Origin of the sequence: Calothrix rhizosoleniae SC01 (assembly GCF_900185595.1) — a bacterium.
GTDB lineage: Bacteria > Cyanobacteriota > Cyanobacteriia > Cyanobacteriales > Nostocaceae > Calothrix_A > Calothrix_A rhizosoleniae.
Genome location: NZ_FYBH01000034.1, coordinates 44,516 through 54,634 on the forward strand (window position 1 = coordinate 44,516; position 10,119 = coordinate 54,634).

Below are 10,119 nucleotides of genomic sequence, written 5' to 3' on the forward strand. Positions count from 1 at the left end.
ATTATCTCCGGCAAATCACCCTGAAATTTTTTATGAGTAATCAATCCGTAGGCTTAGATTATCGCGCTCTCATGAAGGATGCGCTGGTAAAGCTAGAGAAAATGCAGTCCCAGCTAACTAGCATGGAGTCAGCCAAAACAGAACCCATTGCCATTATTGGTATGGGTTGCCGATTTCCTATGGCTGAAACTCCCGAAGCCTTTTGGCAAATGCTATGGAATGGGATAGACGCAGTCACGGAAATTCCTCAACAGCGATGGGATATTGAAAATTACTATGATGCCGATCCCAGTCAACCAGGGAAAATGTATGCTCGGAGTGGGGGTTTTTTAGCACAAGTAGATGGCTTTGATGGTGATTTTTTTGGCTTAGCGCCCCGTGAAATTAACCATATTGATCCTCAGCAACGGTTACTACTAGAAGTCTGTTGGGAAGCAATTGAAAGAGCAGGAATTTCCCCCAGTCGCCTCCAGGGTAGCCCCACGGGGGTGTTTATGGGAGTGATGAATCAAGATTATTCCCAATTTACCCATGACCCAACCCTAGTAGATATGCATACTGGAGCTGGCAATGGCAATAGTTTTCTTACAGGTCGCTTGTCCTATTTATTGGGATTACAAGGCCCAAGTATTACCCTTGATACTTCCTGTTCTTCCTCATTAGTGACAGTGCATTTGGCTTGTCAAAGTTTACGTAATCAAGAGTGTGATTTGGCACTATCTGGCGGGGTGAATTTAATTTTATCCCCCCTGACAACGGTGGTGGAATGTAAAGCCAGAATGCTATCACCAGATGATCGCTGTAAGACTTTTGATGCAGATGCTAATGGATTTGTGCGCGGGGAAGGGTGTGGGGTAATTGTCCTCAAGCGACTATCAACTGCGATCGCTGATCAAGATCATATTTTAGGGATTATACGGGGTTCGGCTGTGAATCACGATGGACGCAGCAGTGGTTTAACAGTTCCCAATCCTTTAGCCCAAGAAGCGGTGATTCTCCAAGCCCTGAAGGCGGCTCAAGTGGAACCAAATCAGGTGAGTTATATTGAAACCCACGGTACTGGCACATCCCTGGGGGATCCCATAGAAGTGGAGGCTTTAGCTGCTGTCTTTGGTAAAAATCGTCCCCAATCTCAGCCCTTAAGTATTGGTTCGGTGAAGACAAATATTGGTCATTTAGAAGGGGCGGCGGGAATCGCAGGGTTAATTAAAGTTGTGCTGTCATTGCAACATCAACAAATTCCCCCGCACCTACATTTGCAACAACCAAATTCCCAAATAGATTGGCAAAACTTACCCATGACAATCCCCACACAATTGCAAACATGGGTAAGTGAGCAACGGCGAATTGCTGGGGTTAGTTCCTTTGGCGCGAGTGGGACAAATGCCCATATTGTGTTAGAAGAAGCCGCTTTAAAAATTCCCACTGCTGGGACACAAACCAACCGTCCCCTACACCTATTCACCCTATCAGCCAAAAATACCACCGCCTTACAGGAGTTAGCCCAACGTTATCTTGATTACCTGGGGATGAATTCATCCCTAGCCGTAGCAGATATCTGCCATACTACCAATGTAGGGCGATCGCATTTTGATTACCGTTTGGGTATTGTTGCTAGTTCGGTGGCGGATATTACACTGCAACTATCTGAATTTGTCACCCAAGCAGGTAATGATCAAGTTAGCCCCTCACAGGAAAATCCCACAACCAAGCATAAAAATACTTCCTTCACTCCTTCCCTCCTTCCCTCCTTCCCTCTCGATTTTCAAGTTAGCAATAGGGCGATCACTCAGACAAAAGCCCCGAAAATTGCCTATCTTTTTACTGGTCAAGGGTCACAGTATTGGGGTATGGGAGGAGAACTTTATCAAACTCAGCCTACTTTCCGTCAAGCACTTGATCTGTGCAATGAAATTCTCCGTCCCTATTTAGATGTTTCTTTACTGGATCTTCTGTATGCAGAGCCAAACCAGGATCAGTTACAACAAACAGCATACACCCAACCGGCTTTATTTGCCATTGAATATGCCCTTTACCAATTATGGCAATCTTGGGGACTTCAAGCAGATGCCCTAGTTGGTCACAGTGTGGGAGAATACGTAGCGGCTTATGTGGCAGGGGTTTTTAGCTTAGAAGATGGGTTAAAGCTGATTGCTCACCGGGGTAAACTCATGCAGAGCCGTGGTGGTAAGGGGAAAATGGTGGCAGTCTGGGCAACGACCGAGGTTGTTGAGCAGGTAATTGCATCCTACCCTTCAGTGGCGGTGGCAGCTTACAATGGTGCAGCTAATGTTGTGATTTCTGGGGAAGCAAGTGCTGTTGACGAAATTGTTGCCACTCTCACAACACAGGGTATCAACAGCAAACCGTTAAAGGTATCTGAAGCTTTTCACTCTCCTTTAATGGAAAATATCCTACCTCAATTTGCTGAAATTGCCCAGGAAATTGATTATCACCATCCCCAGATTGATTTACTTTCCAACCTGACAGGAACATGGGTGAATCAAGAAGTCGCCAATGCAGATTATTGGGTGCAACATATTATTCAACCTGTGCGTTGGGTTGATAGTATAAATCAGTTAATCTTAGCAGGATATGATATTTTTCTGGAAGTTGGTGCCAACCCAACACTAACTACCTTAGGTAAATTTAGTTGGGAAGGGGAGCAAAAACAATGGTTAGCCAGTTTAAATCCTCGCCAATCTGATTGGCAACAACTTCTCCATAGTTTAGCCGCATTATATATTAGTGGAGTGCAAATAAATTGGGAAAAATTTGACCAAAACTATCCCTACCGTCGTTTATCTTTGCCTACTTATCCTTGGCAACATCAAAGGTATTGGTTAGAAACTACCACCCCCAATTTATCCTCATCTCAATCACAATCACCTATTATTAATTTATTAGTACAAGGAAATACTACAGAGTTAGCTAATCTCCTCAGTAGCACTGGCAATTTATCTGCTAGTGAGCAAGAATTACTGCCGAAACTGTTATCTCTCATAGTTGAGCAGCACCAACAAAAAAATACTACATACCCCTTATCAGATTGGCTTTATGAAATTGAGTGGCGTTCCCAAGCCCGGTTTAACCAAAACTCTCAGAATTCCCCAATAGTAAATTCGGGTTTAATTCGTCAACAATTATTCAGCCAAATTAAGGAAATTAATCAACTCAAAAACCAACTCCATTCCTATCAAACAGAAATTACCCAACTAGATAATTTGGCAGTTGATTATATTTTGTCAGCTTTCCATCAACTTGGTTGGCAATGGTCATTAAATCAAAGTTTTACCACAATAGAATTAGCTGCCCAATTCCAAGTAATTGACCGATATCATCCCTTGCTTAATCGCTTATTGGCAATTCTCGAAGTTGCTGGCTTTTTACAGAAACATCAGCAACAATGGCAAGTAAAAAAGCAGTTAGAACAGACAACCCCAATAGAATTTAGCAATTCCAGTATAGAAACTGAAATTACACTCCTCAATAATTGTGGTCAACAAATAGGGTCAATTTTACAAGGTAAAACTGACCCCTTACAATTGCTCTTCCCCCAAGGTAATGCAGACATAGTGAGCCGGCTGTATGCAGACTCCCCTGTGGCTATGGCTATGAATTTCTTAGTGCAACAAGCTGTAGGTTTAGCATTAGAAAAATTGCCTGGTTCCCAAGGGATAAAAATTTTGGAAATTGGTGCCGGGACGGGGGGAACAACTACTCATTTGTTACCGATGCTCAATCCGCAACAAACTCAATATACATTTACAGATTTGGGAGCAGTTTTCACTAGTCAAGCAGCCCAAAAATTTGCGGATTATACATTTGTCAACTATCGAGTTTTAGATATCGAAAAAGATCCTCAATCCCAAGGATTTATTGATGAGAAATATGATTTGATTATTGCCGCCAATGTACTACATGCCACAGCTAATTTAAGTACAACTTTAACTCATGTACGGCAATTAATCGCCCCAGGGGGAATGCTCCTATTGCTAGAAGCAACATCGCCCCAGAATTGGATTGATTTAACCTTTGGCTTGACTGATGGCTGGTGGAGATTCACCGATAAAGACTGGCGTAATAGTTATCCCTTGTTATCAGAAAATAGATGGCAAGAACTATTAACTGCTAATGGATTTGAGAATCTAGAAGTGCTGTCCTTAGAAGACGCAACTGGTGAGAGTTTATCCAAACAAGCGGTATTTTTAGCGCAAAACCCAGCCACATTACCCACACCAGCAGAGCAGAAACATTGGTTAATTTTTAGCGATCGCCAAGGTACGGGTGAAGCATTAGCCAAACGTCTGCAAAGCCAAAATCACAACTGTACTGTAGTATTTCCTGGGGAAAATTATCAACAAATCAGTTCCCAAACATTTGAAATTAATCCCGCAGATCCACAACAATGCGATCGCCTATTAACAGCGTTAACTACTCAATTTCCCATTCACAGGATAGTTCACTGCTGGAGTCTTGATACACCCAATAGCCAAAATCTCACAGCCCCAAGATTAAAACAAGCTGCAACATTAGGGTGTGGTAGTATTTTACACCTAATCCAAGGATTAATTAAAGCCAAAACAGCCCAAATGCCATCATTATGGTTAGTGACTCAAGGAGCGCAAGCCGTTGGTATAGAGCCTGTACCCCTAGTTGCACAATCTCCTTTATGGGGCTTAGGGACAGCGATCGCTTTAGAACATCCAGAGCTGAACTGTGTGAGAATCGATTTAGACCCAACAGCACCACTCACCCATCAAGTTGACAACCTCTTAGGAGAAATTACCTCTGCAACTGCTGAAAATCAAATCGCCTATCGTCAAAATCAGCGTCAAGTAGCCAGACTAGTTCTTCAAAAACGTCCTCCCGTTGACCAAAAAACTAGCTATTTTCGCCCAGATAGTACCTACCTAATTACAGGAGGATTAGGTGGATTAGGCTTGCTCGTGGCTGAATGGATGGTAAACAAAGGTGCAAAGCATTTAGTGTTAGTTAGTCGCTCTGGTGCTAATAATACAGCTAAACAAAAATTACAAAAACTGGAACAACTAGGTGCAAATATCACCGTTGCTCCAGTCGATATTTCCCAAAGACAACAAGTCGCCGATTTATTCACAACAATTGCCACATCATTACCTCCATTACGGGGTATTATTCATGGGGCTGGTATTCTCGCCGATGGAACCATTCAGCAGTTATCTTGGGAGCAATTCTATCGAGTCATGGCTGCCAAAGTAGAAGGCACATGGCATTTACATTCTTTAACCAAGGAGCAACCTTTAGATTACTTTGTTGTCTTTTCCTCAATTGCGGCAATTTTAGGTAATTTAGGTCAAGCAAACCATACAGCAGCGAATGCTTTTCTAGATGCTTTAGTATATGAACGTCGAGCCATGGGATTACCTGCATTAAGTATTAATTGGGGAGCAGTTGCTGGGGTGGGAACTGTGGCGAAAAAACAAATTGGTGAACAACTCAGAGAAATCGGCATTGACTCTATTCCTCCCCAAGCTGTGGGAGAGGTTTTAGACCAATTATTTACCAATCATGCCGTGCAAGTAGCCGTACTACCAATTAATTGGTTAAAAATACGCAAAGAGTGGTTAAATTCACCCTTGTTAAGAGAGTTAAAACCAGATGCAAATCACAAAGAAGTACAAATAGCTAATTTCTTACAAGAATTAGCAGCAACACCACAAGACAAGAAAAGAGAAAAATTAATTGGTTGTGTTTCCAGAGAAATTGCCAAAATTCTCAGGTTAAAATCTGTTGATTTGGTAGATAATAACAAGGGATTTTTTGATATGGGGATGGATTCTTTAACTTCTGTGGAATTAAAAAATCGTCTCCAGTCTATTTTAGAATTGAGTTTACCTACAACCTTAGCCTTTGATTATCCAACGGTAACACTCTTAGTTGATTATTTATTGCCAGCATTTATATCTAGTGAATCTGGTAATGCTGTCAATGAAACAAGAGAAAAATCATTAGTTTATGATGATGAATTAGATGATTTATTGGCTGAAATAAATCAAATCTCAGATCAAGAAATTAAAAAAATATTGACCAAAGATAATTGAAAAGGCAGCTTTGCAGGAGGCAGTCCCGTAGACGCGCTAAGCGTGGCTCCTCGTAGAGATGAAAAAATCCACCATCATATCATGTCCGGTTAAAGACTTATCGTTAGGACTGCAATGGGCAGGGAGGGGGCAGAGGGCTGGTAAGCCACTGCGTTGCGCGGGTTAAGCGCGTTGTAGCAAGTGGCGCAACCTGAAGGGGAGCAGGGAGGGAAAGAGTTTTGGTGATTTTTGCACCATGATCCGAATAATAAGTAATCTTCTGAACATGATATTATACGTACTGGAAGGCAGCACTATCAAGATTCAAACTTAAGGCAGCAACCTTAGCATTAACAAGCTTCAAACCTAAGTCAGCATTAGAAATATTCAAACTATTCACATCCTCAAAAATAGCCACCAAATCTCCACTGCGAGAGAGTAACACATCACTACCCTGTACTTGTGTCTGGTAATCCCCAGCAACACCATGAAGCTGCACCACATCCTCGCTAACTAAAAAGTCCTGAATCACAGCGTAATCTTGATTACCATTATTATCAGGATTTAAGTAATAGCTCTGAGTCGCATCACCAAGGATAAAGGTATCTGCACCAGCTCCACCAATAAGCACGTCGTGTTCATAAACTCCAGCAGCTATATCATCCGTACCGTTAAGGGTATCATCGCCTGCACCTCCAGCGAGTTCGTCATTACCGCTACCCCCTATAAGTTGGTTTTTGGTAATAATGAGTTCTTCAAACACCATATTGGCACTGGTATATGGGTTTGTAGAGAGTTGAGAAATTTCTGTACCACTTAGTTGTTGGTCATAGAGGCGCACATCTTTTAGGGTACCAGTGAAATAATCTATTAAGTTGTTTGCTGTCAGATCGCTGCTCCATGATTGACTTGCTCCTAAAACAATAGGCTCATAATTACCGCCACCTCCAGAATTATTACCCAGTCCTCCTGTATAGGTGTTTATATCAACAAGGTTTCCATCGAGCCATAGCTCTAAACCACGAGAACCAAATGCGATCGCTACATCATATTCTTGACCTGAGTTTACAAAAGTTTCAACTGTGTAATTTGAGTTAATACTTTGCAAACGAACAGTGAGTTGCTCATCATCCAAGTTTACGGTCAAGTGCCCGCCATCATCGTAACCCATTGAGTCTTTAGAAAATAGCCCTTGTTCTTCAGAGACATCATTAGCCTGAAAACTGAAACTGAGGGTACCATCATTCAGTAGCATTTCAGAGGTGTGGTTGAAAATCAGAGCATCATCTCCGTCAAAAGTGTTTGAAGTTTTCCTCTGATTAACAATGGCTAAACCATAATCATCAGCAAAGGTACTATCACCATCATTCAGTAGCATTTCAGAGGTGTAGTTGAAAATCAGAGCATCATCTTCGTCAAAGGTATTTGAAACTTTCCCCTGATTAACAGTGGCTACACCATAATCATCAGCGAAGATCACATCATTCAGTAGCATTTCAGAGGTGTAGTTGAAAATCAGAGCATCATCTCCGTCAAGGGTGTTTGAAGTTTCCCCCTGATTAACAGTGGCTACACCATAATCATCAGCGAAGATCACATCATTACCAGAATTGCCGTAAATTATATCATTGCCGCTTCCTCCTACAAGAACATCGTTACCTCCAGCGACAGACCAATCAATTTCGATGATACCTAGTCGTTGATAATTTTCCGAAAGATCGCCCCAGCCAGAATCACTGTTATCAAAATTCATCCGCACATAGTCACTGCTAGTGCTATGGCTATTAGGCTCACCAGGTACCCAGTTGGTATAGGTAACAGCTTCACCACTCGCCCAGGTAAAAGTACCTTCGGTATCTTTATCAGTCAAACCAATCCACAACTCTTCGCTGGTACCAAAAGTTTGTTTTAACCAGTCCTCTTCAGCAGCATCATTAATAGTAACTAAGTTACCGCCTAAACTCTGGGCTTCAGTTTGGGCTGCTTCCCATGTAGTTGCTGAACTAAGAACGTAAGTACTTTGACCATAGGTATAATAAGTATAACCCTCAGGAATCACAGGGGTAACACTACCATCATCAAACTCATCTTCACCGTAGATAATATCATCACCAACATCACCGAAGATTACGTCATTACCACCGCCACCCCTGAGAATATCGCTATTATATGAGAGCTGTACATTGGCACTTTCAACGGGCACAAATTCAATATAGTCAATCTGAGCATATTCACCGGTATCTGCAATTCCTTGCAAGAAAATCTCATCGCCTTCGTTGACTACCAGTCCCTCGGCAACAGTACGGGTAACAAAGTTATCAGTTACTGCTAAGGAATTATCTAGATCTTGGTCGAGTAGCCATTTATCTGCTTCTACCCCACCAACTGTCACAGAAATCTCGGATACACCATCATTTTCATCATGGTAAGCGACGATAACATCGTAGAACCCGCTCGCACCAGTAAAGGTGGTAGTTGCAGTTACGGTAGAATCAGCAGAAATTGCCTTAGTTAAACTACCACCAGAGGCAAAACTAACTGTTTGCGCTTGGTAGCCATCCAAAGTCATATTCTCAGCTTCAAACCTAACTGTGCTAATTGTTAGAGAATCATCACTGGAATTATCAGTATAATTATCGTTGTAATAGCTGTCAGATGTTGCTTCTTCAACATTAACCAACAGGCGAGGTGCATTAGTACCTTCAGCAGAGTCAAACTCAACATTATTAGTATCAGTCGGTAGAAAAGCCCAGCCATAGTTACTCGTGGGGTCTGCTTGCCAAGCTTGCAAACTAGCTGTCACATCAATGGTGAGGATGCCTTTATTCACGTAACCCGTAGTAGCTACTGACGTACTCTTTGCTTCTGTACCGTTGGTTTGAATTCCATTCTCCCAAGAGTTCCAAGTGGCTGTATCTGTCCAACTTTGCAGCAGCTCATATACCTCAAGGCTATTTCCTCTATTAGAAACATCAATTTCCAAAACCGCAGAGTTGATAGTATCATCCAAAGCAATTTGACCAGTTTGGCTGCCGAAGATATCGTCAAACCGAATCAGACCCTGAACAGGCTCCCTTCTATACCTACTATCAACATTCAAGGAAGTTGAACTGCTATTGTTGGCATTAGGATTATTTCCATGTATATAGGTATCAACCGTGCCACTGTAGCCATTCACCCCTTGCTGGAAAACTATCCACTCATTCAGAACAACATTGTTCTCGTTGCCACTATTAGAACTATTGTCATTATCACTGCTTGCATTTTCGCTATTACTATCACTAGTATCAGTATTATTACTACTAGAATCGATGTTAAACTGACTTCTCAGGTTGTTGAGGTTGATATCAAAGCTACTAGTATCTTGGTAGCTATCCCCAAAAATCAGATCATTACCATGACCACCCTCAATCATATCCCTGCCATCTTCACCCACCAGCAGGTCACTTCCAGCTTCACCTTGAATCAGATCATCACCAGCACCACCAAAAGCCGCATCATCACCAGTACCAGCAATGAGGAAGTCTCTACCCTCTCCCCCAGAAAGGAAATCATCACCCCCACCTCCGGAGACAACATCAGCACCAGCTTCACCATAAATGGCATCACTACCACTTTCCCCGGAAAGAAAGTCATTTCCCGTACCGCCATAGATTTTGTCATTGCCGTTGAAGCCAAAGATGCTATCATTGCCAGCATCACCTTTGAGGGTATCATCCCCATCCCCACCATCAATTAAGTCATCCCCATCTCCACCACTGATATCATCATTCCCAACAAAACCGCCGAATATATCATCTATCCCAGTGCCAATTTGAGTTTTGATAGTGGTATTAGGGTTATTGGGGTTTTGTTCTCCTGGTAGTGGTTCAGAGTTGGCAGCACCATTGAACACACTTTGCCAAAAAGGATCATCATCATCACCACCACCAAACCATGACCAGAAGGAATCATCATCATCACCACCACCAAACCATGACCAAAAAGGATCATCATCATCACCACCACCAAACCAGGAGTGGAAGGATTCCTCAACATTAGTATTCTCATCAATAAG

2 protein-coding genes are annotated in these 10,119 nt (G+C 42.3%); one reads left to right on the plus strand and one right to left on the minus strand.

Features of this window, described 5'->3' with window-relative positions; genetic code table 11:
- The first annotated feature begins 32 nt into the window (after positions 1–32).
- Entirely contained in the window at positions 33–6,083 is a 6,051-nt protein-coding gene (locus CALSC_RS01820; RefSeq protein ID WP_088239724.1) for a type I polyketide synthase, read from the plus strand.
- Between the two features lie 271 nt (positions 6,084–6,354).
- On the opposite strand, the gene CALSC_RS01825 is transcribed toward CALSC_RS01820, so the two are convergent.
- Positions 6,355–10,119 (minus strand): DNRLRE domain-containing protein (locus CALSC_RS01825; RefSeq protein WP_143288122.1); only part of this gene is annotated, 3,765 nt, incomplete at its 5' end.